General features: G+C 71.1%; 26 protein-coding genes. 7 read left to right on the top strand and 19 right to left on the bottom strand.

Annotated features, from left to right (window positions below):
- The first annotated feature begins 221 nt into the window (after positions 1-221).
- Complete coding sequence (locus TU31_RS28780; protein ID WP_042159742.1) at positions 222-785, top strand: GNAT family N-acetyltransferase; 564 nt, start codon at positions 222-224, stop codon at positions 783-785.
- Positions 786-832: 47 nt separating this feature from the next.
- On the opposite strand, the gene TU31_RS28785 is transcribed toward TU31_RS28780, so the two are convergent.
- The 8 genes from TU31_RS28785 to TU31_RS28820 form a co-directional block, all read right to left on the bottom strand.
- The gene (locus TU31_RS28785; RefSeq protein WP_245698868.1) at positions 833-1546 is read right to left on the bottom strand and encodes an ABC transporter ATP-binding protein; all 714 of its coding nucleotides are present in this window, start codon (positions 1544-1546) and stop codon (positions 833-835) included.
- A 703-nt stretch (positions 1547-2249) separates the two neighbouring features.
- The gene (gene kdpC / locus TU31_RS28790; protein ID WP_042160099.1) at positions 2250-2918 is read right to left on the bottom strand and encodes a potassium-transporting ATPase subunit KdpC; all 669 of its coding nucleotides are present in this window, start codon (positions 2916-2918) and stop codon (positions 2250-2252) included.
- Between the two features lie 5 nt (positions 2919-2923).
- Positions 2924-5035: a potassium-transporting ATPase subunit KdpB gene (gene kdpB / locus TU31_RS28795; RefSeq protein WP_107070774.1), complete on the bottom strand. Its 2112-nt coding sequence runs from the start codon at positions 5033-5035 to the stop codon at positions 2924-2926.
- Between the two features lie 32 nt (positions 5036-5067).
- On the bottom strand, positions 5068-6744 hold the full coding sequence (gene kdpA, locus TU31_RS28800; protein ID WP_042160101.1) for a potassium-transporting ATPase subunit KdpA: 1677 nt from the start codon (positions 6742-6744) through the stop codon (positions 5068-5070).
- Positions 6745-6775: 31 nt separating this feature from the next.
- The gene (gene kdpF / locus TU31_RS36270; RefSeq protein WP_042159745.1) at positions 6776-6865 is read right to left on the bottom strand and encodes a K(+)-transporting ATPase subunit F; all 90 of its coding nucleotides are present in this window, start codon (positions 6863-6865) and stop codon (positions 6776-6778) included.
- 325 nt (positions 6866-7190) lie between these two features.
- Positions 7191-7958, bottom strand: coding sequence for a DUF3710 domain-containing protein (locus tag TU31_RS28810; protein WP_042160103.1), 768 nt, complete (start codon positions 7956-7958; stop codon positions 7191-7193).
- Between the two features lies 1 nt (position 7959).
- Positions 7960-8481 carry a dUTP diphosphatase gene (gene dut / locus TU31_RS28815; protein ID WP_042159747.1) on the bottom strand — a complete coding sequence of 174 codons (522 nt, stop codon included), beginning with the start codon at positions 8479-8481 and terminating at the stop codon, positions 7960-7962.
- A complete protein-coding gene (locus TU31_RS28820) occupies positions 8478-9071 on the bottom strand; it encodes a PaaI family thioesterase (RefSeq protein ID WP_042159749.1) in 594 nt (197 codons plus the stop codon). Before TU31_RS28820 ends, dut begins: the two co-directional genes overlap by 4 nt.
- Positions 9072-9129: 58 nt before the next feature.
- Here TU31_RS28820 and TU31_RS28825 point away from each other — a divergent pair, with 58 nt between their 5' ends.
- Positions 9130-9573, top strand: a complete 444-nt coding sequence (locus tag TU31_RS28825) for a DUF3093 domain-containing protein (RefSeq protein WP_042159752.1) — start codon at positions 9130-9132, stop codon at positions 9571-9573.
- A 19-nt stretch (positions 9574-9592) separates the two neighbouring features.
- On the opposite strand, the gene TU31_RS28830 is transcribed toward TU31_RS28825, so the two are convergent.
- From TU31_RS28830 to TU31_RS28845, 4 genes are all read right to left on the bottom strand, one after another.
- Positions 9593-10360 (bottom strand): hypothetical protein, encoded by a 768-nt coding sequence (locus TU31_RS28830; RefSeq protein ID WP_042159753.1) that lies wholly within the window; start codon positions 10358-10360, stop codon positions 9593-9595.
- Between the two features lie 101 nt (positions 10361-10461).
- On the bottom strand, positions 10462-10764 hold the full coding sequence (locus TU31_RS28835; RefSeq protein WP_016575747.1) for a DUF4193 domain-containing protein: 303 nt from the start codon (positions 10762-10764) through the stop codon (positions 10462-10464).
- A 528-nt stretch (positions 10765-11292) separates the two neighbouring features.
- Positions 11293-12555, bottom strand: coding sequence for a sensor histidine kinase (locus tag TU31_RS28840; RefSeq protein ID WP_042159755.1), 1263 nt, complete (start codon positions 12553-12555; stop codon positions 11293-11295).
- Positions 12556-12561: 6 nt separating this feature from the next.
- Positions 12562-13215, bottom strand: a complete 654-nt coding sequence (locus TU31_RS28845; protein ID WP_006602630.1) for a response regulator transcription factor — start codon at positions 13213-13215, stop codon at positions 12562-12564.
- 322 nt (positions 13216-13537) lie between these two features.
- On the opposite strand from TU31_RS28845, the gene TU31_RS39240 reads away from it, so the two are divergent.
- Positions 13538-13711, top strand: coding sequence for a hypothetical protein (locus tag TU31_RS39240; RefSeq protein WP_181018680.1), 174 nt, complete (start codon positions 13538-13540; stop codon positions 13709-13711).
- A gap of 81 nt (positions 13712-13792) precedes the next feature.
- On the opposite strand, the gene TU31_RS28850 is transcribed toward TU31_RS39240, so the two are convergent.
- Both TU31_RS28850 and TU31_RS28855 read right to left on the bottom strand, forming a co-directional pair.
- Positions 13793-14638, bottom strand: coding sequence for an inositol monophosphatase family protein (locus tag TU31_RS28850; protein WP_042159758.1), 846 nt, complete (start codon positions 14636-14638; stop codon positions 13793-13795).
- A gap of 45 nt (positions 14639-14683) precedes the next feature.
- Positions 14684-15838 carry a ferrochelatase gene (locus TU31_RS28855; protein WP_042159760.1) on the bottom strand — a complete coding sequence of 385 codons (1155 nt, stop codon included), beginning with the start codon at positions 15836-15838 and terminating at the stop codon, positions 14684-14686.
- 178 nt (positions 15839-16016) lie between these two features.
- On the opposite strand from TU31_RS28855, the gene TU31_RS28860 reads away from it, so the two are divergent.
- Both TU31_RS28860 and TU31_RS28865 read left to right on the top strand, forming a co-directional pair.
- Positions 16017-17291, top strand: a complete 1275-nt coding sequence (locus tag TU31_RS28860) for an MFS transporter (RefSeq protein WP_042159763.1) — start codon at positions 16017-16019, stop codon at positions 17289-17291.
- Positions 17292-17585: 294 nt separating this feature from the next.
- Positions 17586-18929 (top strand): D-arabinono-1,4-lactone oxidase, encoded by a 1344-nt coding sequence (locus TU31_RS28865; RefSeq protein ID WP_042159765.1) that lies wholly within the window; start codon positions 17586-17588, stop codon positions 18927-18929.
- 121 nt (positions 18930-19050) lie between these two features.
- Here the strand turns inward: TU31_RS28865 and TU31_RS28870 are convergent, their stop codons facing one another.
- Entirely contained in the window at positions 19051-20256 is a 1206-nt protein-coding gene (locus tag TU31_RS28870; RefSeq protein WP_042159767.1) for a hypothetical protein, read from the bottom strand.
- Positions 20257-20751: 495 nt separating this feature from the next.
- Here TU31_RS28870 and sepH point away from each other — a divergent pair, with 495 nt between their 5' ends.
- Complete coding sequence (gene sepH, locus TU31_RS28875; RefSeq protein ID WP_042159769.1) at positions 20752-21816, top strand: septation protein SepH; 1065 nt, start codon at positions 20752-20754, stop codon at positions 21814-21816.
- 79 nt (positions 21817-21895) lie between these two features.
- Here the strand turns inward: sepH and TU31_RS28880 are convergent, their stop codons facing one another.
- The gene (locus TU31_RS28880) at positions 21896-22735 is read right to left on the bottom strand and encodes a sulfurtransferase (protein WP_042159771.1); all 840 of its coding nucleotides are present in this window, start codon (positions 22733-22735) and stop codon (positions 21896-21898) included.
- Between the two features lie 249 nt (positions 22736-22984).
- Between TU31_RS28880 and TU31_RS28885 the strand changes: the two genes are divergently transcribed.
- On the top strand, positions 22985-23770 hold the full coding sequence (locus tag TU31_RS28885; RefSeq protein WP_042159773.1) for a VOC family protein: 786 nt from the start codon (positions 22985-22987) through the stop codon (positions 23768-23770).
- A gap of 50 nt (positions 23771-23820) precedes the next feature.
- On the opposite strand, the gene TU31_RS28890 is transcribed toward TU31_RS28885, so the two are convergent.
- The 3 genes from TU31_RS28890 to TU31_RS28900 all read right to left on the bottom strand — a co-directional run bounded on the left by TU31_RS28890 (position 23821) and on the right by TU31_RS28900 (position 26333).
- Positions 23821-24486 carry a thymidine kinase gene (locus TU31_RS28890; protein ID WP_042159776.1) on the bottom strand — a complete coding sequence of 222 codons (666 nt, stop codon included), beginning with the start codon at positions 24484-24486 and terminating at the stop codon, positions 23821-23823.
- 66 nt (positions 24487-24552) lie between these two features.
- Entirely contained in the window at positions 24553-25743 is a 1191-nt protein-coding gene (locus tag TU31_RS28895) for an alkaline phosphatase family protein (RefSeq protein ID WP_042159778.1), read from the bottom strand.
- Entirely contained in the window at positions 25743-26333 is a 591-nt protein-coding gene (locus tag TU31_RS28900; RefSeq protein ID WP_006602644.1) for a DUF5998 family protein, read from the bottom strand. Before TU31_RS28900 ends, TU31_RS28895 begins: the two co-directional genes overlap by 1 nt.
- Positions 26334-26363: the final 30 nt, after the last annotated feature.

Here is a 26363-nt window from a genome sequence, read left to right on the forward strand (position 1 = left end):
GGCCGGACCCGGGCGGCGCCCGCCACGCACCGCCGTGCGGCGGCTGCCCGGCGGCGCAGAGCGCCCGGTCATGCCCCCATGACACCGGCCGGGGCGGAGGCACACCAGCCCAACGCGCCTTCCCTGACGCATCACTGACACCGAACGGCCGGTGGTAGGGCATGAACCATGGCCGGAAAAATGCCCTCGCCCGGCCACCGGCCGACTGCGACGATGCCCCCATGACCGAGGCACATCTGACGACGCCCCGCATGACCGACGTACGCATCGCCCACACCGCCGATCTGGACGTCACCACCCTCAAGGCGGCCCGCGCCCTCCTCTACGACGTCTTCGACGACATGACCGCGGAGGACTGGGAACACTCACTCGGCGGGCTGCACGCCCTGATCCACGAGGACGGCGAACTGATCGGGCACGCGAGCGTCGTGCAACGACGACTGCTGCACGGGGGCCGGGCGCTGCGCTGCGGCTATGTGGAGGGCGTCGGCGTACGCGCCGACCGGCGCGGCCGCGGCCATGGCGCGGCCCTGATGGACGCCCTGGAGCGAGTGGTGCACAGCGGCTACGACCTGGGCGCGCTCGGCGCCGCCGACGAGGCCGCGACCTTCTACGCGGCCCGTGGCTGGCAGCGGTGGCGCGGCCGCTCCTGGGCACTCACCCCGGACGGCGTCCAGCGCACCGCCGACGAGGACGGCTGCATCTACGTCCTGCCGGCCGCAGCCACCCTGCTCGACCTCGACTCCGACCTCACCTGCGACTGGCGCGACGGCGACGTCTGGTGAGGCAGGGGAGGCACGGGAGGGGCCCCTCCCCCTCCCCTCCCCCCTCCTCACCCCACCCCCGCCTCGCGCTCCACCCCCGCCTCCCGCTCCGCTCCCGCCTCCGTGATCACTCCATCGCTCAGCTCCAAGACGCGGTCAGCCAAGCCCAGGAGGTTTGCGTCGTGGGTGGCCACCAGCGCCGTGACGCCCTCACTGCGGACGACGGCGCGCAGCAGGTCCATCACCTCCATACCGGTCTCGGCGTCCAGTTGACCGGTCGGCTCGTCGGCTATGAGCAGCGCGGGGCGATTGGCGAGTGCACGGGCGATGGCCACGCGCTGCTGCTGACCGCCTGAGAGCTCGCCGGGCCGCTGCTCGGCGTGGTCAGCCAGGCCCACCAGCGACAGCAGAAGCGCGACGCGGTCCTCACGCTCACGCGGCGAGACCTTCCGCAGCCGCAGCGGTACCCCGACATTCTCCGCGGCGCTGAGTATCGGTATGAGCCCGAACGACTGGAAGACGAAACCTATGCGGTCGCGGCGCATCGCCAGCAACTCGCTCTCGCCGAGGTCGGCCAACGGTGTGCCGTCGACGGTGATCCGCCCCGAGTCGGGGGTATCCAGACCGCCGATGAGGTTGAGGAGAGTTGTCTTGCCCGATCCGGAACGACCACGCAGGGCGACCAGTTCGCCCCGCGGGATGCTGCAAGACACCCCGCGCAGGGCGTGTACGGCGCCGGCCCCGGTGCCGTAGCTACGGTGCAGATCCTCGACGACGACCATGGCCCCTACCACCGCCGGATCGGCGACGGCCGCTCCTGTCCTCGTCCCCTCCTGCGGCGTCGCGTGCGCCTTCTTCCGAGCCCAGCCCCTGCGCCGGCCCTCACCCGACGCGCTTCCCCCGCCACTCATGAGCTGCTCCCCCACTCCCATCTCGTACCGCTCCCCGCACCGGCCCTCACTCGCCACGTCGGGACCGACCCAGCACACCAACTACCCCCGTATGACAGCGACTTGACGGCCACCCCGCAGGTCTCGGAATGCCTGCCGGTGACGTCAGTATGCGTACCGCGCGCTTCGGCAGGCAACGCCTGTGGATAACTCTCGGACCGGCTCCGCCCCACGCCCCCGACCGGCCCGGATCAACGCTGCATCAGCTCGATTCAGACCGGGTCAGTCCCCGGTTCCGCTTCCACCCCCGCCGCGGAGACCGACCACGACCAGTCGCCCCGCCCTCGGTCAGCGGCCGTTCAGCGTGACGTGACCTCCCACGGAAACGACCGGACGGCCTTGGGGACATCCCCCCAAGGCCGCCCCTTCCTGTCCCGCCGCGGCAACACACCCCCAATACACCAACCGCCACACCCCACCGGCCGACTCAGCCTCACCGGCCAGTTCAGCCACACCGACCGACTCAGCCACCCGGTCAGCTCAGTCAAACGGCCAACTCAGCCAATCCCCCAATCCCCGCCAAGTCACCCGTTCCTCAGCCCTCCCCCGCCCTCAGCACCAACTCCCTCAGCCCGACGTTCAGCTCCAGGACATTCACCCGCGGCTCCCCCAGGAACCCGAGGTCGCGCCCGTCGGTGTGCTCCCGGACCAGCTTCTCCACCGCGCCGGCGGGGAGGTGGTTCCGCCGGGCAACCGTGGCGGTCTGTAGTTGGGCGTAGGCCGGGGAGATGTGCGGGTCGAGGCCGGAGCCGGAGGAGGTGACGGCGTCCGCCGGGACCTTCGATTCGGGGACTCCGTAGGTGGTGGAGACCCAGTGCTTGCGCTCCTTGACCGCCTGGATGAGGTCGGTGTTGGTGGCGCCCAGGTTGGAGGCACCGGAGACCTGGAGGTCGTAGCGGGTGTTGGCGCCGTTGGCCCGGTTGCTGCCCAGTCCCGCCGAGGGGCGCGGCTGGAAGTACCTCAGGTCGGGGACCGGCTCGCCGTCCTTGTCCTGGCCCTTGTCGTAGCGCTGGCCGATCAGTGATGAGCCGACGACCTTGCCGTGGGAGCGCACCTCGGACCCGTTGGCCTGATCAGGGAACGCCGCCTGCGCCACCCCGGTGACCACCAGCGGGTAGAGGACGCCGCAGACCACGGTCAGTACGAGCACGGCGCGCAGGCCCGCCCCGATCAACCGGGCGGTGTTGCGTACGGAGTTGTTCACAGCGGTCACCCGATTCCGGGGAGGAGAGAGAGGAGCAGGTCGATGAGTTTGATGCCGATGAAGGGGGCGATGAGGCCGCCGAGTCCGTAGACCGCCAGGTTGCGTCGCAGCATCCTGTCGGCGCTTACGGGGCGGTACTGGACGCCCTTGAGGGCGAGCGGTACCAGCGCGACGATGATCAGTGCGTTGAAGATGATCGCCGAGAGGATCGCGGAGTTGGGGCTCGACAGCCGCATGATGTTGAGGGTGTCCAGGCCCGGATAGGCCACCGCGAACATCGCCGGGATGATCGCGAAGTACTTCGCGACGTCGTTGGCGATGGAGAAGGTCGTCAGTGCGCCCCGGGTGATCAGCAGTTGCTTGCCGATCTCGACGATCTCGATGAGCTTGGTCGGGTTGGAGTCCAGGTCCACCATGTTCCCGGCCTCCTTGGCGGCCGAGGTGCCGGTGTTCATGGCCACCCCGACGTCCGCCTGCGCCAGCGCGGGTGCGTCGTTGGTGCCGTCGCCCGTCATCGCGACCAGCTTGCCGCCGGCCTGTTCACGCTTGATGAGCGCCATCTTGTCCTCGGGCGTGGCCTCGGCGAGGAAGTCGTCCACGCCCGCCTCGTCGGCGATGGCCTTGGCCGTCAGCGGGTTGTCACCCGTGATCATGACGGTCTTGATGCCCATCTTGCGCAGCTCGACGAAGCGTTCGCGCATCCCGTCCTTGACGACGTCCTTGAGGTGAATGACTCCCAGGACGCGGGGGCCGCTCTCGTCCTCCAGGGCGACCAGCAACGGGGTGCCGCCGGCCTGCGAGATGGCGTCGGTGAGCTGCTGGGCGTCGGCGGCGACCGTGCCGCCGCGCTCCTTGACCCAGGCGATGACCGAACCAGACGCGCCCTTGCGGACCTTGCGGTGCCGGCCGTCCTCGGTGACGTCCACACCCGACATCCGGGTCTGGGCGGTGAACGGTACCCATTCGGCGCCGGTCAGCTCACCCTGGTGGCGCTCGCGCAGTCCGTACTTCTCCTTGGCGAGGACGACGATGGAGCGGCCCTCGGGGGTCTCGTCGGCCAGTGAGGACAGCTGGGCCGCATCGGCGACCTCGGCCTCGGTGGTGCCGCGCACGGGGACGAACTCGGCTGCCTGGCGGTTGCCGAGGGTGATGGTGCCGGTCTTGTCGAGCAACAATGTCGATACATCGCCTGCCGCTTCGACGGCGCGTCCGGACATGGCCAGCACGTTGCGCTGCACCAGTCGGTCCATGCCGGCGATGCCGATGGCCGAGAGCAGCGCGCCGATCGTCGTCGGGATCAGACAGACCAGCAGGGCGAGCAGCACGATCATGGGCTGTTCGGCGCCCGCGTAGATCGCGAACGGCTGGAGGGTGACCACCGCCAGCAGGAAGACGATGGTGAGCGACGCGAGCAGGATGTTCAGCGCGATCTCGTTGGGCGTCTTCTGCCGTGCGGCGCCCTCGACGAGGTTGATCATCCGGTCGATGAAGGTCTCGCCGGGCTTCGTCGTGATCTTGATGACGATGCGGTCGGAGAGCACCTTCGTACCGCCGGTGACGGCGGAGCGGTCACCGCCGGACTCGCGGATCACCGGCGCCGACTCACCAGTGATGGCCGACTCGTCGACCGACGCGACACCTTCGACGACATCGCCGTCACCGGGAATGATGTCGCCGGCCTCGCACACGACCAGATCGCCGATGCGCAGCTCGGTGCCGGGCACCTGTTCCTCCACCGCGCCGTTCAGCCGGCGGGCCACGGTGTCGGTCTTGGCCTTGCGCAGGGTGTCGGCCTGCGCCTTGCCGCGGCCCTCGGCGACCGCCTCCGCCAGGTTGGCGAAGATGACGGTCAGCCACAGCCAGACGGCGATCGCCCAGCCGAACCAGTCCGACGGGGACATGCAGGCGAAGAGGGTGGTCAGCACGGAGCCGGCCTCGACCACGAACATCACGGGGGACTTGGCCATCACCCGGGGGTCGAGCTTGCGGAGGGCGTCCGGGAAGGACTTGAGCAGCTGCTTGGGGTCGAAGAGGCCGCCGCCCACCCGGCCGTCGCCGGGCTTGTGCCCGCTGGGGACGTCCTGGTGCGGAGCGCGCGTCGGTGTGGCGGTGGACATGGAGCCGGGCTCCTCCGGTTTCACGGGGGCGGTCATGACAGACCCTCCGCCAGCGGCCCGAGGGCCAGCGCCGGGAAGTAGGTCAGACCGGTGATGATCAGGATCGTGCCGACGAGCAGCCCGGCGAAGAGCGGCTTCTCGGTACGGAGGGTGCCCGCGGTCTCCGGGACGGGCTGCTGCTCGGCGAGCGAGCCGGCCAGGGCGAGCACGAACACCATCGGCAGGAAGCGGCCGAGCAGCATCGCCAGACCGATCGTGGTGTTGTACCAGGGGGTGTTGGCGTTGAGGCCGCCGAACGCGGAGCCGTTGTTGTTGGCGCCGGAGGTGAAGGCGTACAACACCTCGGAGAAGCCGTGCGAACCGGCGCCCAGCGCCTTGGTGTTGAGCATCGATCCCAGTGCGTCCGGCAGCACCATCGAGGCGGCGGTGAAGCCGAGCACCAGCGTCGGGGTGATGAGGATGTAGCAGGCGGCCAGCTTGATCTGGCGGGTGCCGATCTTCTTGCCGAGGTACTCGGGTGTCCGGCCCACCATCAGCCCGGCGATGAACACCGCGATGATCGCCATCACCAGCATGCCGTAGAGGCCGGAGCCGACGCCGCCGGGGGCGATCTCGCCCAGCATCATGCCGAGCAGCTGGATGCCGCCGCCGAAGGCCGTGAACGAGGAGTGGAAGGAGTCGACCGCACCGGTGGAGGTGAGCGTGGTGGCCACCGAGAAGATCGCGGAGGAGCCGACGCCGAAGCGGGTCTCCTTGCCCTCCATGGCGGCGCCCGCGGCCTCCAGGGCCGGGCCGCCGTGGGCGAACTCGGTCCACATCATCAGCGCCGTGAAGCCGAGCCAGATGACGCCCATCGTGGCGAGGACGGCGTAGCCCTGCTTCACATTCCCGACGAGCTTGCCGAAGGTGCGGGTCAGCGCGAAGGGGATGACGAGGATCAGGAAGATCTCGAAGAGGTTGGTGAAGGCGGTGGGGTTCTCGAAGGGGTGGGCGGAGTTGGCGTTGAAGTAGCCGCCCCCGTTGGTGCCCAGTTCCTTGATGACCTCCTGGGAGGCGACCGCGCCACCGTTGGTCTGCTGGGAGCCGCCGATGAACTGGCCGACCTCGTGGATGCCGGAGAAGTTCTGGAGGGCGCCGCAGGCGACGAGGACGAGCGCGCCGATCACGGCGATCGGGACGAGGACCCGTACGGTGCCGCGGACCAGGTCGGTCCAGAAGTTGCCGAGTTCGCCCGTCCGCGCGCGTGCGAAGCCGCGGACGAGGGCGATGGCGACGGCCATGCCGGTGGCGGCGGAGACGAAGTTCTGCACCGCGAGGCCGGCGGTCTGTACGACGTGGCCCATGGCCTGCTCGCCGCTGTAGGACTGCCAGTTGGTGTTGGCGACGAAGGAGGCCGCGGTGTTGAACGCCTGGTCGGGGCTGATCGACGCGAAGCCGAGGGACAGCGGCAGCCCGCCCTGGAGGCGCTGGAGCAGGTAGAGGAAGAGCACGCCCACCGCGGAGAACGCCAGGACGCTGCGCAGGTAGGCGGGCCAGCGCATCTGGACGTCCGCATTGGCACCGATGCAGCGGTAGATGACCTTCTCGGCGCGGAGGTGCCGGGGAGAGCTGTAGACGGCGGCCATGTAGTCGCCGAGGGGACGGTAGGCCAGGGCCAGCGCCGCGATGAGCGCGGTCAGCTGGAGCACGCCGGCGAGAACGGGGCTCAGCTGGCCCGCCGCGGCAGCAGCAGTCGACACCTCAGAACCTCTCCGGGAAGACGAGGGCCAGGACCAGATAGCCGAGCAGGGCGACGGCCACGAGCAGGCCGACGATGTTTTCGGCGGTCACAGCTTCGCCACCCCCTTGGCGACGAGGGCCACCAGCGCGAAGACCGCGATCGTGACGACGACGAAGGCCACGTCGGCCATCGTGTGCTCCTAGAGGGACGGGGCGGACAGGACCCCTAGAGCAAAGCGCCGTTCCCGCCCCGTGTGACCGCTGTTGACGCCTCCCTTACGGCCATTAGCGCTCCGTTGACGGCTTTCTTACGCATCACGACCTGACCTGCACAAACGGAAGGGCCCGCACCCCCCATCGGGGAGTACGGGCCCTTGTGACCGTCATGTTCCGGCCGTCACCGGGCGCCTGCGCGCCGCCCGGCCGCCGGGTGGTGTCAGCGGATCTCGGTGATCTCCGGTCCGCGCTCCAGACGCTCCACACCGCCGCCGAAGCGCGACTGCTCGACCGTCTCCTGCTGCACACCGTCCGGCACCATCTGGGCGTCGTCCGGCAGCTTCAGGACGATCGGGTCGCGGGGCGCCATCGGGGCATCGCCGCGGATGATCACGGTGTCCCGGAAGATGTGCTCCAGCACGCCCGCGGCCTGCGGCTGCACCGCGCCCTGGCCGGAGATCACACCCCGCAGGAACCACCGGGGGCCGTCGACGCCGATGAAGCGCACGACCTGCACCCCGTTTGTGCCGTCCGGCAGCTGCACGGGTACCTGGGCACGCAGCTCCCAGCCCAGCGGGCCCTCGACCTCGTCGATGACCCCGCCCTGCTGGGTGATGCCGGCGGCGATCTCCTCACGGACCTCGCCCCAGATCCCCTCGTTCTTGGGGGCGGCGAAGGCCTGTAGCTGTACGGCGCTGTCCTGAAGCACCACGGTCGCGGCGACGATGGCGTCACCGGCGACCTCCACCCGGAGTTCCATGCCCTCGACACCGGGCACGAACAGCCCGCCGAGGTCCACCCGGCCCTCGCCGGGCTCGGAGACCTCCGACGCGTCCCAGGGACCGTCGGGACGCGGCGCGGGCGGAAGGCTGAGCCGCTGCTGCTCCGCCTCGTCCTCGTCGGCGTCGCTCACCGCACGCTCGTCGGCGAGCGTGGTGTCCTTGGCCGACTCTTCAGGAGCCTCGTTCTTCTTGCGACGTCCGAACACGTCACTGTCCTTCCCGGTCGGCACCGACCGATGCGTATTCATTCCCGCCCGTGGAGCCGCCCACCGCCGCATGACCGCCGGTGGAACCGAATCCCCCCTCGGCCCGCGCCGAGCCGGGAAGTTCCGCCACCTCGTGGAAGCGCACCTTCTCGACCTGCTGGACGACCAGTTGGGCGATCCGGTCGAATCGTTCGAACCGCACGCGCTCGCGCGGGTCCAGATTGACCACGATCACCTTGATCTCTCCACGGTACCCGGCATCGACCGTCCCGGGGGCATTCACCAGCGCCAGTCCGCACCGCGCGGCCAGCCCCGACCGCGGGTGCACAAAGGCCGCGTAGCCGTCGGGCAGCGCGATCGACACCCCGGTGGGCAGCACGGTGCGCTCCCCCGGCGCCAGCTCGGCGGCCTCGGTGGTCACCAGATCCACGCCCGCGTCGCCGGGATGCCCGTACGACGGAACGGGCACGTCCGGGTCCAGCCGGCGCAGCAGCACATCTACCGGATTCCGTACCTGACTCACGGGTTCACCTCGAAGGCACGCGCTCGTTTGACCTGGTCCGGGTCGGCCATCGCCGCCTGGATCTCCTCGGTCCTGCCGTTGTCGATGAAGTGGTCGACCTTCACCTCGATGAAGACGGCTTCGGCGCGCACCGCGACCGGGCCGTCCGGGCCGCCTATGCGCCCCACGGCCGTCGAGTAGATCTTTCTGCGGTGTACAGCGGTGACCCGCGCGTCGAGGTGCAGCACGGTGCCCAGGGGGACCGGCCGTACGAAGTCGGTCTCCAGGCGGCCCGTCACCGCGATCACCCGCAGCAGCCAGTTCAGCGAGCCGAGCGTCTCGTCCAGCGCGGTGGCCAGCACTCCGCCGTGCGCCAGACCGGGCGCACCCTGGTGGGCCTCCTTGACGGTGAACTCGGCGGTCACGCTCACACCGTCACCGGCCCGCGCCTCCAGGTGCAGACCGTGGGGCTGGCCGGTGCCGCAGCCGAAGCACCGGTCGTAGTGCGCGCCGAGGAGTCCTCCGGGTGCCGGCGCCTCGGCATGCCGGACCGGAGCGACGGCGTCCGCCGGTGGCGTCAGCCGCGCCCTGGGTTCGTCAGTTCCACTCACGAGTGCAGACCCTACCCGCGCGCGTAGCGGGCCCGCGCCGCCGTGCCAAGCTGGAGCCATGCAGTCGTACGAAGAACGTCTCACCGCGCCCCGGTCCTGGTGGGTGATCGCCGCGCTGACCGGCGTCGCCTGTGCCCTGATGCTGCTGCCCCTGGGGACGCTGCCGATGCTCGGCGGGCTGATCGGCGGCGCGGCGCTGGCCGCGGTGGGCGTGAGCGGGTACGGCTCGGCGCGGATCCGGGTGGTGGGCGGCGCGCTGATCGCCGGCGACGCGAAGATCCCGGCGACGGCGCTGGGCGAGGCCCGGGCGCTGGACGCGGACGAGGCGCTGGCGTGGCGTACGCACAAGGCCGACGCCCGGGCGTTCATGCTGCTGCGCGGCTATATCCGTACCGCGGTGCGGGTGGAGATCACCGACCCCGAGGACCCGACGCCGTACGCCTATCTCTCGACGCGGGAGCCGGAGCGTCTGGTGGCGGCGCTGACGGCCGTACGCGGCTGACCTGCGGTTCCGGCCCGGGTCAGTCGCCCGGCGGGAGTGGGGGCCGGCCGGGGCCCTCGCCGTCCGTGCGGGCGGCCGGGGCGGAGTCGGGGAGCGCGTCCCAGGGGACCTGCTTCGTGCGCAGGTCCTTGCGGACCTTGTCCGCGAGCTTCCGGGTGTCCCTGCGGTTCATGAACGCGCCGACGGAGGCGCCGATCATGAACGGGATGAGGTTGGGGAGATTGCGCAGCGTGCGCTTCATGATCTGCTGGCGCAGTTCGCGCCGCATCTGCATGCCGAGGGCGATGTTCAGCGAGGTCGGTTTGGCGATGTCGATGCCCCGCTCCTCGGTCCAGGACATCAGATAGGCCATCCCCCGCTGCCGGAAGTTGCCCGCCGGCCGCAGGCCGTAGACCTCGTGCAGCTCGGCGATCAGCTTGATCTCGACCGAGGCGACGCCGGTGACCTCGGCGGCCAGCTCGGCCGGCATGGCGGGCGGTACGGGCAGCATCGCTGCCGCGCCGACGCCCGCTCCGACGGTGGCGGTGCCCTTGCAGGCGCCCGCGACGAGCTTGTCGGCCAGGTCCTCGGGGGTCAGTCCGGGGAACTGGGCGCGCAGGGTGGCGAGGTCGCGGACCGGGATCCGTGGGGCGAGGTCGATGATCCGGTCGGCGATCACGGCGAGCCCTGCCCGCACCCTGCCGCCGGCACCGCGACCGAGCAAGGCCGCGAGCGAGGCCGTGCGGCCTCGCTCCTTCAGTGCACCGGTCGTCCGCTCCGCGGGGAGGGCGGTCGGGTCGGCGGGCACGGGCGCGGTTTCCTCGCGTGATCGTGCGCCGGCCGCCGGTCCTTCGGCGCCCTTGGGTCCCTTACGGAACGGGTTCACGCCTGCCACGGCGCAGACCGTTCTCAGGCCGCGCAGTCGCGGCAGATCGGGTTGCCGTTCTTGTCCTCCGCGGCCAGCTGGCTGCGGTGGTGGACCAGGAAGCAGCTCATGCACGTGAACTCGTCCTGCTGCTTGGGCAGCACGCGCACCGCGAGCTCTTCGTTGGAAAGGTCCGCGCCCGGCAGCTCCAGGCCCTCGGCCTGCTCGAACTCGTCGACGTCGACGGCCGAGGCGGACTTGTCGTTCCGCCGCGACTTCAGCTCTTCAATGCTGTCCTCGTTGAGGTCGTCGTCGGTCTTGCGTGGGGTGTCGTAATCCGTAGCCATTTTCGCTCTCCCCCTCTGGGTGTCTGCGGTGTCTCAGCGCTCGTAACGCGTGAGAGGCCGGACTTGTGCCCGACCTGAGGCGGAGATTTTGCCTCACATCAAGGTCTGTTACTCAATCGACACCCAACCGCACCCCTGAAGAGGTGATCGGTTTGGATGGCGATCAGGACCGTACACGGTCCGAAAGTCGCACCTCGCGCAGCCCACCACCTGTACTTCCCGTGATCTGACCCCCCGGAAACCCGGACTTCCCCGGCATTCCGACGGGCATTTTGATCACGGAGCGTAGATGGCTGGAATTTCGCGCCTGTGAGGGATCACACACGCAAAGACCGGCAGGCGGACCGGTTCAATTCCGCGCAAAGCGAACTCGGGGCGAAGGATCCACGCCGACCCCCCTTCTCGTCAAACCGGGAGGCGAGGCGGCATACGGCCGCGAGACGAGCGATCGTACGCACAGATGTCCGATGCCTGCCCACGGGGGCGTACAGGGGCTCCAGCAGGCGTACAACCGCGCTCTGGCCTGCGTCAGAGCGGCAGGACGACCCGCATGATCAGACCGCCGCCCTCACGGGGCTGCGCCGTGATGCTCCCGTCATGGGCCCGCACCACCGACCGCACGATCGACAACCCCAGACCCACACCCTTGTCACTGCCCGTCCGCTCCGTCCGCAGCCGCCGGAACGGCTCGAAAAGATTCTCCACCTCATACGCCGGCACCACCGGCCCCGTATTGGCCACCACCAACACCGCACACCCCGGCTGCGGCTCGGTGACCACCTCCACCCAACCCCCCTCCGGCACGTTGTAGCGCACCGCGTTCTGCACCAAATTCAACGCAATCCGCTCCAACAACACCCCATTCCCCTGCACAAACACCCGCTCACGCGCCCCACGCAACGCCACCCCCTTGGCATGCGCCTCCTCCCGCGTCTGATCCACCGCCTGCGCCGCCACCTCCGACAAATCCACCGGCTTCTTGTCCACCACCCGGTTCTCACTACGCGCCAGCAGCAACAACCCCTCCACCAACTGCTCACTGCGCTCATTCGTCGCCAACAACGTCTTGCCCAACTGCGCCAGCTCCGGCGACGCCGCCGGATCCGCCAGCTGCACCTCCAACAACGTCCGATTGATCGCCAACGGCGTCCGCAACTCATGCGACGCATTCGCCACAAACCGCCGCTGCGACTCAAACGCCCGGTCCAACCGGTCCAGCATCTGATCGAACGTGTCCGCCAGCTCCTTCAACTCATCATCCGGACCACCCAACTCGATCCGACGATGCAGATCCGAACCCGCCACCCGCTGCGCCGTCCGCGTGATCCGCCCCAACGGCGACAACACCCGCCCCGCCATCGCATAACCAAAAGCGAACGCCACCACCGTCAGGCCGAGCAGGGCCAGCAGGGAGCGGTTGAGGAGGCTGTTGAGCGCCACCGCCCGCTGATGCTGAAGACAGCTGTTGACGGCCTCCTGGAGCAGTTGCCCGGACGTCTGGGTGGGCAGGTCGCAGATGTCGCTGGTCGACTCGAACTTTCCGCCGAGGATCTTCAGCGGCAGCGCACTGCCGTCGTGCAGCGCGTCCGCTGCCAGCATGTAGATGATCGTCAGCAGCACGATGCCGGCCATCAGGAACATGCCGCCGTACAGCAGCGTCAGCCGTATCCGGATGGTCGGGCGCAGCCACGGGAAGGGCCGGACGTTGACCGGCCGGGGGTCCCAGGTGGGCTTGGGCGGAGTGGCCGGCGGCGGACCGGCCGTCTTGGAGAACGAGGGCAGGGAAGGCATCGCCGGTCAGATCCGGTATCCCGAGCCGGGGACGGTGACGATCACCGCGGGCTCGCCGAGCTTGCGCCGCAGGGTCATGACCGTGACCCGGACGACGTTGGTGAACGGGTCGGTGTTCTCGTCCCAGGCCTTCTCCAGGAGCTGCTCGGCCGAGACGACCGTGCCCTCGCTGCGCATCAGGACCTCCAGCACCGCGAACTCCTTCGGTGCGAGCTGGACCTCCTTGCCGTCACGGAAGACCTCGCGCCGGTTGGGGTCGAGCTTGATCCCGGCCCGTTCCAGGACGGGCGGCAGCGCGACGGTCGTACGCCGCCCCAGGGCGCGCACCCGCGCGGTCAGCTCGGTGAAGGCGAACGGCTTCGGAAGGTAGTCGTCCGCACCGATCTCCAGGCCCTCGACGCGGTCGCTGACGTCGCCGGAGGCGGTGAGCATCAGGACACGGGTGGGCATCCCCAGCTCGACGATCTTGCGGCAGACATCATCGCCGTGGACGACCGGCAGGTCACGGTCGAGGACAACGACGTCGTAGTCGTTCACCGCGATCCGTTCCAGAGCGGCAGCGCCGTCGTAGACCACGTCGACCGCCATGGCCTCCCGGCGTAGTCCGGTGGCCACCGCATCGGCGAGCAGCTGCTCGTCCTCGACGACGAGAACACGCACGTCGCTAGTCCTTCCTCAGGGCCCTTACGGGCGGGTACAACTCTGTCTGAAAGCTCTTCCATCCTGCCCCGAACAGCCGTAAACCGGCGGTAAGAGGGGTGTGGGGTGGCCGGCGGGCGGGGCCGGGGGCGCGACGGGCAGGATTCCTGGGCGGGTTGAGGTTTTGCTGAGGTGGCGGGTGGGGAGGACGACTGCACACCCGCGATCACGCCCTGTTTCTTCGGCAACTTGCCATGGACTGCTCCATCGCAGGGACCACGCCGTGATCGACCCACCCGTCGGCACACCCCCGTGCCCACCGACCCACGACGAGGGGGCGCACATGGACGCTTTCACCGCAGGCATTTTGCAGCGCATACAGAACACCGAAGCCGATCTGGACCGGGCCCGCGCTGCGGGCGATGACTTCCTCGCCGAGGTCGAGCAGGCAGAGCTGGAGGATCTTCAGCGGCTGGCGAACGAGCACGGTGTGCGCCTTGGAGCGGTCAGCGCCTGACCGCTCCTCCGCGTATGACGACAGCGCCCCGGCATCCAGGGGATGGTGCCGGGGCGCTGTCGTGCCCGGACGGGCGTCCGCTCAGTCGTGCCAGGCGCCGAGCTCGTCCAGCAGCGGCTGGAGCTGCGCGAAGAGCTCCGGCGAGGCGGCGAGGGTCAGCTCCAGGGCGGCCTCCCTGCCGGGGCGGCCACCGGTGAGCGCACCGGCCTCGCGGGCGATCAGGGCGCCGGCGGCCAGGTCCCAGGGGTTCAGGCCGCGCTCGTAGTAGGCATCGAGCCGGCCGCAGGCCACATCGCACAGGTCGATCGCGGCCGAGCCGCCGCGCCGGATGTCACGGACCTGTGGCACCAGCGTGCGCAGCACCTCGGCCTGGGCCGCCCGGCGCTCGGCGAGGTAGGAGAAGCCGGTGCCGAGCAGTGCCTGGGAGAGCGGCGGGGCGGGCCGGTGCCGGATGCGCTCGCCGTTGTTGAACGCGCCACGACCCAGGACGGCCTGGTAGGTCTCCCCGCGCATCGGGGCGGCGACGACCCCGACGACCACCTCACCGTCCTTCTCCGCCGCGATGGACACGGACCAGGACGGCAGGCCGTAGAGGTAGTTGACGGTGCCGTCGACGGGGTCGATGACCCAGCGGACGCCGCTGGTGCCGTCGGTGCTGGCGCCCTCCTCCCCCAGGAAGCCGTCGTCGGGGCGGCGCTCCCCGATGAAGCCGGTGATCAGCTTCTCGGAGGCGATGTCCATCTCGGTGACGACGTCGATGGGGCTGGACTTGGTGGCGGCCACGCCCAGGTCGGCGGGCCGGCCGTCGCGCAGCAGTGTCCCCGCGCGGCGGGCGGCCTCCAGGGCGATGTCGAGCAGTTCGTCGTACAGCGCTGCGGTCTGCGCCGGGTCGGTCTGCGGGGCGTCGGAGTGCTGCTGATCGGGCACGATGCTCCTTGCTCGGACGAGCGGTGGTCGGGCGGGCGTACGGGCTTACGCGGGAGCCTCGGCGACCGGGCCCCGCCAGTCGGCGCCGGCCGCCGCAGGGCGCGCTGCGCGTGCGGGGCAGCAGCCGACCGGGCACAGGTCGTGGCTCGCGCCGAGGGCGCCCAGGGCGCAGCGCTCCGGGGTGTCGCCCCGTTCGGTGGCCGCGCGCTCCAGGAGGAGGTCACGGACGGCCGCGGCGAAGCGGGGGTCGGCGCCCACGGTGGCCGACCGGGCGACCGGCAGTCCCAGTTCGGCGGCCTTGGCGGTGGCCTCGGTGTCGAGGTCGTACTTGACCTCCATGTGGTCGGAGACGAACCCGATGGGGGCCATGACGACGGCCGGGACGCCCGCGGCGTGCTGCTCCTCCAGGTGGTCGCAGATGTCCGGCTCCAGCCACGGGATGTGCGGGGCGCCGCTGCGGGACTGGTAGACGAGCCGCCAGGGGTGCTCCACCCCGGTCTCCGCGCGCACGGCGTCCGCGATCATCCGCGCCACGTCCAGGTGCTGGGCGACGTAGGCGCCGCCCTCGCCGTCCCGGGTGTGGTCGCCGGGGGTGCCGGAGGTGTCGGCGGCGGCGGTGGGGATGGAGTGCGTGGTGAAGGCGAGGTGGGCGCCGTCCCGTACGTCCTGGGGCAGTCCGGCGAGCGACGCCAGTACCCCGTCGATCATGGGGCGGAGGAAGCCGGGGTGGTTGAAGTAGTGCCGCAGTTTGTCGACCTGCGGCACCGGCAGGCCCTCGGCGCGCAGGTCGGCGAGCGCGTCGGCGAGGTTCTCGCGGTACTGGCGGCAGCCCGAGTACGAGGCGTAGGCACTGGTCGCCAGGACGGCGATCCGGCGGTGGCCGTCCTGCACCATGGTGCGCAGGGTGTCGGTCAGGTAGGGCGCCCAATTGCGGTTGCCCCAGTAGACGGGCAGGTCCAGGCCGTGTGCGGCGAAGTCGCTGCGCAGCGCCTCCAGCAGCTCCCGGTTCTGGGCGTTGATCGGGCTGACGCCACCGAACAGGAAGTAGTGCTGACCCACCTCCTTGAGACGCTCACGGGGGATGCCACGGCCGCGGGTGACGTTCTCCAGGAACGGGACCACGTCGTCGGGGCCTTCGGGGCCGCCGAACGACAGCAGCAGCAGGGCGTCATAGGGGCTGGGATCACGCTGTTCGGGCATGCCATCGATCCTGCCACCCTTCCCACGGGGGCGAGGGGCAGGCCCCGGCACCCGGGCTCGGCCGACGGCTTGGGAGCGCCCCGAAAACCGGAGGCGGGTGGTGGTACACCGCCCGTAAGCTGTATCGGCTAAAGACATCCCTTACCGATCTTCGGTCCTCACCGGCGGAGCATCCTCGTTGCCCAGTCCCTACCGCGCCATCTTCGGCCGCCCCGGCACCAAGTCGTTCTCCGCCGCCGGACTACTGGGCCGGATGCCCCTGTCCATGATGGGCATCGGCATCGTCACGATGGTCTCCCAGCTCACCGGCCGCTACGGCCTGGCGGGCGCGCTCTCCGCGACCCTCGCACTGTCCGCCGCGGTCCTCGGCCCGCAGATCTCCCGGCTGGTGGACCGGCACGGGCAGAGCCGGGTACTGCGCCCGGCCACCTTGGTCTCGATCGCCGCGGTCTCCGGTCTGCTGCTGAGCGCCCAGCAGCGCTGGGCGGACTGGCTGCTGTTCGTCTTCGCGGGCTGTGCGGGGTGTGTGCCGAGCGTCGGCTCGATGATCCGGGCGCGCTGGGCGGAGATCTACCGGGGCTCCCCGCGCGAGCTGCACACCGCGTACTCCTGGGAGTCGATCGTCGACGAGGCGTGCTTCATCTTCGGGCCGATCCTGTCCATCGGCCTGTCCACCGCGTGGTTCCCGGAGGCCGGGCCGCTGCTGGCCGCCGTCTTCCTGGCCGCCGGGGTGTTCTGGCTGACGGCCCAGCGGGCCACGGAGCCGGTGCCGCATCCGCGGGAGCAGCACACCAAGGGGTCGGCGCTGCGGTCACGGGGGCTTCAGGTGCTCGTGGTGACGTTCGTGGCGACCGGCGCGATCTTCGGGGCGATCGATGTGGTGACCGTGGCGTTCGCCGAGGAGGTCGGACACAAGGCCGCGGCCAGTCTGGTGCTGGCGGTCTACGCGCTGGGCTCCTGTCTGGCCGGTGCCGTCTTCGGGCTGCTGCACCTCAAGGGGCATGCGTCCCGGCGGTGGGTGGTGGGGGTCTGCGCGATGGCGGTGAGCATGGTGCCGCTGCAACTGGTGGGTTCGCTGCCGCTGCTGGCCGTCGCGCTGTTCGTCGCGGGGCTGTCCATCGCCCCGACGATGGTGACCACGATGGCGCTGATCCAGGAGCATGTCCCGCGGTCGAAGCTGACCGAGGGCATGACCTGGACCAGCACCGGCCTGGCGGTGGGCGTCGCGCTGGGTTCGTCGGCGGCCGGCTGGGTGGTGGACGCCGCCGGTGCCGCCCGGGGCTATCTGGTGCCGGGGGCCGCCGGTCTGCTCGCCGCACTGGTGGCGTTCGCCGGCTACCGCAGGCTCCGTCCGCAGCCCACCCCACCGGTGGCGGGCCCGCCCGTGGCCGGCGGGCTGCCCGGCCGGGACGGACCGGTCGCGGAGCGGCAGGACGAGGAGCACGTCGCGTAGCGGCGGTCCCGCGGAGCCCGCCGGCCCGGCCGCTACGGCGGAGCTCGGGCCGGGCCCGGCTGTTACAGCGACGCCCGGACCGGATCGGGCCGTTCCGGAGCACGGCGTGAACGGGCCCCGCCCGCTTGCCTGTTACCGGCGGTACGACATGTCCGGGAGCCGGTCGATTCCAGCCGGTTTCCCGCCCCTGTGATTCCCGTCACCCCGCCCGGATGCCGTGTCGGTGACTGACATCATGCGCTCACACCAACGGCGGCCGTACGCGGCCGACCCGCGCAGGGAGGGGACGTCACCATGGCAGTCAGCAACGCCGTCGGCGGCTCGGGAGGGCGGGGGCCGACCACCGGGCCCTGGCGCAACTGGGCGGGCAATGTCACCGCCCGCCCCACCCGGAGCGTGGCCCCGGCGAGCACCGAGGAGCTGGCGGCCGCGATCCGCGCCGCCGCCGCGGACGGGCTGACGGTCAAGGCGGCCGGCACCGGCCACTCCTTCACGCCGGTGGCCGCCACCGACGGGCTGCGGATCCGCCCCGAGCGGCTGACCGGGGTCCGTACGGTCGACCGCGAGGCCGGGACGGTGACGGTCGCGGCCGGCACACCGCTCAAGCACCTCAACGCGACGCTGGCCGCGTACGGACTGTCGCTGACCAACATGGGCGACATCATGGAGCAGACCGTCTCCGGGGCGGCCGCCACCGGCACCCATGGGACAGGCCGCGATTCGGCGTCGATCGCCGCCCAGATCACCGCCCTCGAACTGGTCACCGCCGACGGCTCGGTCCTGACCTGTTCCGCCGGCGAGAACCCGGAGATCTTCACCGCGGCGCGGCTGGGTCTGGGCGCGCTCGGCGTGATCAGCGAGCTCACCTTCGCCGTGGAACCGGAGTTCCTGTTGACCGCCCGCGAGGAGCCGATGCCCTTCGACGAGGTGACCGACCGGTTCGACGAGCTGGTCGCCGAGAACGAGCACTTCGAGTTCTACTGGTTCCCACACACCGGCAGCTGCAACACCAAGCGCAACAACCGCAGCCAGGGCCCGGCGGCGCCCCCCGGGAAGGTCAGCGGCTGGATCGAGGACGAGCTGCTGTCCAACGGGGTCTTCCAGCTCGCCTGCACCGTCGGGCGGGCCGTGCCGGCCGCCATACCGGGCATCGCCAAGATCTCCAGCCGCGCGCTGTCGGCCCGTACGTACACCGACATCCCCTACAAGGTGTTCACCTCGCCGCGGCGGGTGCGGTTCGTGGAGATGGAGTACGCGCTGCCCCGCGCGGCCGCGGTCGCCGCGCTGGGTGAGCTGAAGGCCCTGGTGGAGCGCTCCGACTTCAAGGTCAGCTTCCCGGTGGAGGTGCGCACGGCGCCCGCCGACGACCTCCCGCTGTCCACCGCTTCGGGCCGGGACACCGTGTACCTCGCCGTGCACATGTACCGGGGAACGCCGCACCAGGCGTACTTCGCGGCCGCCGAGCGGATCATGACGGCGCACGAGGGGCGCCCGCACTGGGGCAAGCTGCACACCCGCGACGCCGCGTATCTCGCCGACGTCTATCCGCGGTTCGGTGAGTTCACCGCGATCCGCGACCGGCTGGACCCGGAGCGCCGGTTCGCCAATCCGTATCTGCGGCGGGTCCTGGGGGACTGACCGGCGACGAAGGCCGCGCCCCGGCCACCCGTAAGGGCACCGGGGCACGGCCTTCGTGGGTCCGCCCGACCGGTGGGTCCGTCCGCCGGGACGGACCCACCGGGGTCGGCAGACATCAGGGTCAGGAGGCGCCGGGCTCCGGGGCCTGGGGGGCGGACTCCTGCTGGTCGTACCGGCCTCCCTGGTCCTCACCGCCGTTCGAACCGTCGCCGCTGCCTGCGCCACCGTCGTCGGTGGACTCGCTCGGGGACGGGTTCGGGGACGAGGGCTCGCCGGGGTCCGGCGACGCCTTGTCGCCGTCGGACGGGCTCGGGGCCGGCGACGGGGAGTCGCCGCCCGTTCCCTTGCGGGTGCCGTCGTCCTCCGACGTGCCCCGGTCCGGGCCGGGCTCGCCGCTGTTGCCGTGGTGCTTGCCCTTCTCCGGCGAACCGGGGTCGGGCGACTGCGGCGTACCGGGCTGCTGCCGGCTTCCTCCCCCGGTGTGGGTGAGGTAGCTCAGCGTGGTGCCCTTCTCGCCGCTCGGCGTCTGCCCGGTGATCAGCTCGGTGCCGGTGACCACCCCCATGGCGAGCACGAAGACCGCGAGCGCACCGAGTGCCGGCCGCTTCCAGCCGCGCAGCCGGGTGCCGTACGTCGTGGTGCTGAGCTCCTCGGGCGGTCCGGCCGGGTGCCGCGCGGGCCGGCCGGCCGGGTGGGCGGGTGCCCGGCCCGGGGCCACGGTCCGCTCGTCGAGGCGCGGCACCAGCTGCGTGCGGTCGGCGGGCCGCTCCGGGCCCGCGCCGTCCGCCGTGCGCGGGGCGCCGATCCCGCCGTGGCCGGCGGGCCACAGCATCCGCGTCGCGTCGTCGGACGGCGGATCCGGGTGGGCGCTCGCCGGATCACGGCGGCGGGCCTGCTCGGCCCGCGGGATCAGCTGGGTACGGGCCGCAGTGTCGCGCCCGGGTGTTCTGGCGGCGACGGAGGTGACCTGGTCCTCCGTGCCCTGCTTGTCGAAGGTCGGCAGCACCATCGTGGAACCGGCCTGCCGAGCGTGCGGTGCGGTGGATCGATTTCGGGTGGCGGAGGAGCGGCGTGGCTTCGGCCGGGTCGTGACCGTCGCCTCCTTGATCTGTTCGCCGGTGCGCCGGAACAGGTGGTGGAATATCGAGCCGCCGGTCGTGGCCACGACACTGACCAGACCCGCGCCGATGATGGTTCCGTAGACGCCGAGCCGGCCCGCGAGGTACGCGGCGACGGCCGCAGCGAGCGCGCTGCCGGCAACCTGAGCGACGCTCAGGTCTATCCGCTTCTCCTTCTTCTTCGTGTCGGTTTCGGTTTCTTCGTCCATCTCCAACCTTTGATAGCCCCTTCGATCCATCTTGCATGGAGAAGTGACCATTCGGCGGAGCCATTGGTTCCGATTTTGGGGAATCTGTGAAACTCGCCACCTGAGCCCCAGGTCGAGAGGTCGACAAGACGACCGAACACCCTTGCCCGCCCAGAAGTTCGGCGGCGCGGCGGTCCACCTAAGTGGTCCAAATGGAGTACTGTGGCGAGCCCTGGCCCCGGTTCCCGTCCGGCTGCCCGGAACCCGCGGGAGGGGCCCTGAAGGCGGCACTCACCCGGGGCGCCGCCGCTCGGCACGGGTGCACGGCGACAGGCAAGGGACACGGTCACTGAGCGTGGCGAACAGGTAACCGTGTCATAACGGCGTTTCAGGGCCAAGCCCCGACACGCCGGGCAACTCGGCAATGTTGTGGCAGGCTGCACCCGGGCAGGCCACACTCGACTAGCGGAAGCAGCGACGCACGTGACGTCGGCAGGCACCACCCGGGAGGTCCCCATGCCCGAACTGCGTGTCGTGGCCGTCTCCAACGACGGCACACGGCTGGTGCTCAAAGCTGCGGACAGCACCGAGTACACGCTTCCGATCGACGAACGGCTGCGCGCCGCCGTCCGCAACGACCGTGCGCGGCTGGGCCAGATCGAGATCGAGGTCGAGAGCCATCTGCGCCCACGGGACATCCAGGCGCGTATAAGAGCAGGTGCCTCCGCGGAAGAGGTCGCCCAGCTCGCCGGCATCCCCGTCGACCGGGTGCGCCGCTTCGAGGGCCCGGTGCTCGCCGAGCGTGCGTTCATGGCCGAGCGGGCCCGTAAGACCCCGGTGCGGCGCCCCGGCGAGAACACCGGTCCGCAGCTCGGTGAGGCGGTCGCGGAGCGGCTGCTGCTGCGCGGCGCCGACAAGGAGAGCGTCCAGTGGGACTCCTGGCGCCGGGACGACGGCACCTGGGAGGTGCTGCTGGTCTACCGCGTCGCGACCGAACCGCACTCGGCGAGCTGGACCTACGACCCGCCGCGGCGGCTCGTCCAGGCTGTGGACGACGAGGCGCGGGCCCTGATCGGCGAGAGCGACGACACGCCGGAGCCGAGCTTCCCGTTCGTACCGCGGATCGCGCGGCTGCCGCGCGACCGGCCGCTGGACCGCGCCCTGGACCGGCAGACGTCCGAGCGCGGCGAGCGCGCGGCGCAGTCCGGCGGTGAGGACGACGAGCCGCGGGTCGTGGAGGAAGCCACCGGTGAGCGGGAGCGGGATTCGCTGACCAGCCTGCTGGAGGCGGTGCCGAGCTTCCGTGGCGACATGGTCGTACCGGAGAGCACGAAGTCGCCGCAGAGCGATGAGGAGGCCGAGGCCGAGGTCGAGGAGCCGCCCGCTCCGGCGGCGAGCGCGGGCGCGGGGTCCGCGTACGCCGATGTGCTGATGCCGCGCGCGGTGGCCGGCCATCGTGACCGGCTGACCGGCACGACGGACCGGCAGGCCGAGGCGGACGGCGTTCGCCCCGGGCGCCGTGCCGCGGTGCCCAGTTGGGACGAGATCGTCTTCGGCACCCGGCGCAAGAAGCCGGAGTAACGGGGCCGCCGCCCCCAGCGCGTCATCCCGTCCGCCCGTCCCGGTTTCCCGGGGCGGGCGGACGGGCGTGCTACGGGGGTCAGCCGGGCTGCGGGCCGGTGGCGACCGGACGGGACGGGTCGGCCGACCACTCGCTCCAGGAGCCGACGTACAGCGCGGCGGGGATGCCCGCGACCGCGAGGGCCAGCACCTGGTGGGCCGCGGAGACCCCGGAACCGCAGTAGACGCCGACCTCGACGTCGGCGGTGGCACCCAGCGCCGCGAACCGCTTGGCCAGGTCCGCGGCGTCACGGAAGACGGTGTCACCCTCGACGACGTTCTCGGTGGTCGGCGCGGACACGGCGCCCGGGATGTGGCCGGCGACCCGGTCGATGGGCTCGACCTCACCGCGGTAGCGCTCGGCGGCCCGGGCGTCCAGCAGGAGGCCGCGGCGGGCCACGGCGGCCGCGTCGTCCGCTGTGAGCAGCGGCAGCGCGCCGGGCAGCGGTGTGAAGTCACCGGCCGGCGGGGCCGGTTGCTCGGTGCTCAGCGCGCCGCCGGCCGCCTGCCAGGCCGCGAGACCGCCGTCCAACACCCGCACCTCGGGGTGACCGGTCCAGCGCAGCAGCCACCAGGCGCGGGCGGCCGCCCAGCCCTGGCCGCCGTCGTAGACGACCACGGGACGGTCCGCGCGGACACCGGCGGCCCGCATGGCCCCGGCGAACACGTCGAGGTCGGGCAGCGGGTGACGACCCGCCGGGCCGGGGGGTGAGGCCAGTTCACTGTCGAGGTCGACGTAGACCGCGCCGGGTACATGGCCGGCCGCGTACTCGGGGCGGCCGGGCGGCCCGCCGAGCTGATAGCGGACGTCCAGAAGCACCGGCGGGGTGGGCCGCGCCAACTCGCTCGCGAGTTCGGTAGCGGTGATGATGGCATTCATAGGACTCATCCTTGCGTAGCGACGACTACGTACAGAAGGTGGGTGCCCACCCTCCGTATGGCGCAGTTACACCCTGCCGTAACTCCGCTGAAACGGCTGGGGAACCCTAAAACGGGCATTCTCCCTCGCGAACGTGTCATGGACGGCGCGGCCGGGGCGCACACAAGGTCACCGGGTGCGAGCATCTGCACGGGACCCGCGCCCGTACCGCACATGGTCAGCACCCGACGCTCCGAGGAGAGAGTGACAATGACGACCGAGGCAGCGACCCGGCGGATGCCCGGCGCGCCCTGCTGGGTGAGCCTCCTGGCCCACAGCCTGCCCGTGACGCAGGAGTTCTACGGGGCGCTGTTCGGCTGGGAGTTCCGTCCGGGGCCGCAGCATTTCGGTCCGTACTCCCGGGCCTTCCTCGACGGCCGGGAAGTCGCCGGGGTCGGCGAACTGGCGCCCGACCGCCATCTCCCGGTCTCCTGGACCACGTATCTGGCCAGCGACGACGCGGATGTGACCGCCGAACAGATCCGTTCCTGCGGTGGGACGGTGGGTGTCGGGCCGCTGGACGCCGAGGACGACACGGGGCGGATGGCGATCGCTTCCGACCCGCAGGGGGCGATCTTCGGTGTCTGGCAGGGCAGATCGATGATGGGCACCGCGTTCACCGGCGAGCCGGGCACCGCGGTGTGGAACGAGCTGGTCACCCGGGACACCGCCGCCGTCGGGCCGTTCTACGAGCATGTCTTCGGTTTCGAGGCGGAGCCCCTGTCCCCGGAGGACTCCGCCGACTTCGACTATCTGACGCTGCATCTGAAGGATCATCCGGTGGCCGGCATCCACGGGGTGGGCAGCGCCCTGCCACGTGACCGGGGCTCCCACTGGATGACGTACTTCGCCGTCTCCGACACGGACGCGGCGGTCCGCCGGGTGATCGAACTGGGCGGGCATGTGCTGGACGGCCCCCACGACTCCGCGCACGGCAGGCCGGCGACCGTCTCCGACAGCGAGGGCGCCGTCTTCACGCTCATCCAGCGGCGCTGAGGGCCGGTCACCCCATCCGCCAGAGGCCGGCTCCCGTCCGCCGGCTACTGCTACCTCACGTGGTCGACCGGCAGGACGTCCGGGGAGAGCGCGACCGCGCGGGCGGACGCCGAGGTCTGGCGGCGGCGGTGGTGACGCCGGCACAGCACCTCGTAGCCGACCTCGGCCGGTGGGCCGTCGGCGTCACCGACGACATCACCGACCACGACCTGGGCGCCCTCGACGACCATCCGGTTGCCGACCGTGCGGGCGTTGTGCGTGGCGCGGGCGCCGCACCAGCACAGCGCCTCGACCTGAAGCACCTCTACCCGGTCGGCGAGTTCGACCAGGCGCTGGGACCCGGGGAAGAGCTTGCTGCGGAAGTCGGTGCTGATGCCGAAGGCGAAGACGTCCAGTTCGAGGTCGTCGACGACCCGGGCGAGCTGGTCGATCTGTTCGGGGGCGAGGAACTGGGCCTCGTCGGCGATGACGTAGTCGACCCGGCCGCCGGAGGAGAGATGGCCGACGACATGCGCGTAGAAGTCCATGTCGTCCGCCGCCTCCACGGCCTCGGTGACCAGACCGAGGCGGGAGGAGAGCTTGCCGTGGCCGGCCCGGTCGTTGCGGCTGTAGATCATTCCCTGGAGTCCGCGGGACGAGCGGTTGTGCTCGATCTGTAGGGCCAGTGTCGACTTGCCGCAGTCCATCGTTCCGGAGAAGAACACCAGCTCGGGCATGGGGAGTTGCGGGCCTTTCGGGCTCGTGAGGGGGTGGGGCGGCGGGCGGGCGAGCGGCCGTACGGGTCAGGTGCGGACTTCCAGGAGCGGCACCAGCTGCTCCACCGGGGTCATGGAGCCGTGCATCCCGACCATCTCCGACTCCCGGGGCTCGCGTTCCGTCGCGATGATCACCATGTCGGCGTGGGCGGCGGCGACGACATCGCCGATCCGGGCACGCACCCGGTCGTCGACCTGCGGCCCGAACCACCCTGCGGCGATGGCCTCTTCGCGGCTGGCGACCCACATCTGCTCACCGACCACCTCGCGCCATACGGCGAGCACATCGGCGGCCGCGCCCGGGTGGGCGTACACATGCCGGGCCCGGCCCTCGCCGCCCAAGAGGCGTACGCCGGCGCGCAGTTCCCAGTCCTCGTCGAAGTCGATCCGGGAATCGGGGTCGAAGGGGATGTCGATCATGCCGTGGTCGGCGGTGATGTAGAGGGCGCTGCGCGGTGGCAGCTGCTCGGCCAGCCGTTGGGCGAGCCGGTCGACGTACATCAACTGGCCGCGCCAGGCATCGGAGTTGACGCCGTAGCGGTGTCCCTTGCCGTCGACCTCGGAGTAGTACGTGTAGACCAGCGAACGGTCACCGGCGGCGAGCTGTTCGGCGGCCAGGTCCATCCGCTCCTCGCCGGAGAGCCGGCCGTGGAAGGTGCCGCCGCTGAGTGCGACCTTGGTGAGCGGGGTGTGCTGGAAGTTCGGCGCGGAGACCTGGCAGGTGTGGATGCCGGCGGCGTCCGCGAGCTGGAAGACCGTCGGATACGGCTGCCAGACATAGGGGTCGGTCCACGGGTACCAGCGCAGCTGGTTCATCAGGGCGCCGGTCGCCGGGTCCTCGCAGGTGTAGCCGGGCAGGCCGTGGGCGCCCGGCGGCAGTCCGGTGCCGACCGAGGCGAGGGAGGTGGCCGTGGTGGAGGGGAAGCCCGCGGTGAGCGGTCGGCCGCTGCCGTTGAACGACGTGCCCAGGAGCGAGGTGAGGAACGGTGCCTCCTCCGGGTGCGCACGCAGCAGCTCCCAGCCGAGGCCGTCGATCAGGAAGACACAGGCGCGGTCGGCGGGCGCCAGCTCCATCGCGCCCGCGAGGCCGGGTATGCCCAGCCCGGTGGCGATGGTGGGCAGCAGATCGGCGAGGGAGGCGGTGCCGTACCGGGGTACCGGGGCGCTGAGCGGGTCGAGCGGTTCGGGTTCCGGCCAGGCGGGGGCGGTGTGGACCATCAGCGGGTGGTGGTGGCCGCGGTGGCCTCGGAGAGCGCCTGGGCGAAGGTGAGCGTCTCGCGCACCGAGTCCGGGCCGTCCCCGGCCTCGCTGACCCGCAGTGAGAGGTCGTCGGCGGTGGAGGAGCCCGTGTAGCCGTGGTCCGCCTCGCAGTTGGGGTCGCCGCAGGCGGCCGGCTCCAGGTCCAGGCGGGCGACCGCGCCCCAGCCGATGGTCAGCACGACCTCACGGGGCAGCTGGCCCGGGGTGTACGACTCCGGGTTGGCGACCACCCGGCTGAGCACCACGGAGGAGATCCGGCCCAGCTTGACGGACTCGGTGGAGGTGGTGGCGTACGGCGACGGTGAGGTGGCGTCGGCGGCCTGCTCGTCGGTGTGACTGACGATGAAGCGGGTGCCGGTGAGGACCAGGACCGTGACATGGCGGCGGACCTCGTTGGCGTCGAAGGTCGTCTCTTGATGGACGAGGTACGACACCACCGGCTCACCGCCGACCGCGGCCTGCACCGCCTCGGCCACGAGCGTCGGGTAATAGCCACTGCGCTCGATCGCCGCGCGCAGCCCCTGGGTCGTCGTACCGGTCTTAGCCATGGAGTCCATCTTACGGGGCGTACCGGGCCG

The organism is Streptomyces lydicamycinicus (assembly GCF_000829715.2).
GTDB lineage: Bacteria > Actinomycetota > Actinomycetes > Streptomycetales > Streptomycetaceae > Streptomyces > Streptomyces lydicamycinicus.